This window comes from Streptomyces sp. CBMA123 (genome assembly GCF_014596465.1).
In the GTDB taxonomy this organism is placed as follows: Bacteria; Actinomycetota; Actinomycetes; order Streptomycetales; family Streptomycetaceae; genus Kitasatospora.
This window is the reverse complement of the sequence record NZ_MECK01000492.1, coordinates 1-1142: the sequence shown is the minus strand read 5'-3', so window position 1 is coordinate 1142 and position 1142 is coordinate 1. Positions and strand designations below refer to the sequence as shown.

At 67.3% G+C, this 1142-nt stretch carries 1 protein-coding gene; it reads right to left on the bottom strand.

The window, feature by feature from the left end; all coding sequences use genetic code 11:
• On the bottom strand, positions 1 to 1142 hold a 1142-nt coding region (locus tag BG452_RS35185), incomplete at both ends, for an acyl-CoA dehydrogenase family protein (RefSeq protein ID WP_223243186.1).

Here is a 1142-nt window from a genome sequence, read left to right as displayed (position 1 = left end):
TACGGCAGGTTGCGGGCCATCACGATCCGCTGGACCTGGTTGGTGCCCTCGTAGATCTGCGTGATCTTCGCGTCCCGCATCATCCGCTCCACCGGGTAGTCCCGCGTGTAGCCGTAACCACCCAGCAACTGCACCGCGTCCGTGGTCACCTCCATCGCCACGTCCGACGCGAAGCACTTCGCCGCCGCACCGAAGAACGTCAGATCCCCGTCCCCACGCTGCGACTTCGCCGCCGCCACATACGTCATCTGCCGCGCGGCCTCCAGCTTCATCGCCATGTCCGCCAGCATGAACTGCACACCCTGGAACTCCGCGATCGCCTTCCCGAACTGCTTGCGCTCCCGCACATAGCCCTTCGCGTAGTCCAGCGCACCCTGCGCGATCCCCACCGCCTGCGCCGCGATCGTCACCCGGGTGTGGTCCAGCGTCCGCATCGCCGTCGCGAAACCCGTACCCTCCGCACCGATCATCCGCTCCGCCGGGATCCGCACATTGTCGAAGTACACCTCACGCGTCGGCGAACCCTTGATCCCCAGCTTCTTCTCCGGCGCACCGAACGACACCCCCTCGTCGCCCTTCTCCACCACGAACGCCGAGATGCCCTTCGACCGCGCCGACGGATCCGTCACGGCCATCACCGTGTAGAACTCCGACACCCCCGCATTGGTGATCCAGCGCTTCACCCCGTTCAGCACCCAGAAGTCACCGTCACGCACCGCCCGGGTCTTCATCCCCGCCGCGTCCGAACCCGCCTCCGGCTCCGACAGGCAGTACGAGAACATCCCCTCGCCCCGCGCCAGAGCCCCCAGGTACTTCGCCTTCAACTCCTCCGAACCCGACAACTGCACCGGCAGCGACCCCAGCTTGTTCACCGCCGGGATCAACGACGACGAGCCGCACACCCGCGCGACCTCCTCGATCACGATCACCGTCGCCAGCGCGTCCGCCCCCGCACCCCCGTACACCTCCGGCACGTGCACCGCGTGCAGATCGTTGCCCGTCAGCGCGTCCAACGCCTCCTGCGGGAACCGCCCCTGCTCGTCCACCTCCGCCGCGAACGGAGCGATCTTCGCCTCGGCCAGCGAACGCACCGCCTCACGGAGCATCTGGTGCTCCTCGGAGATACGGAAGAGATCGAAGTC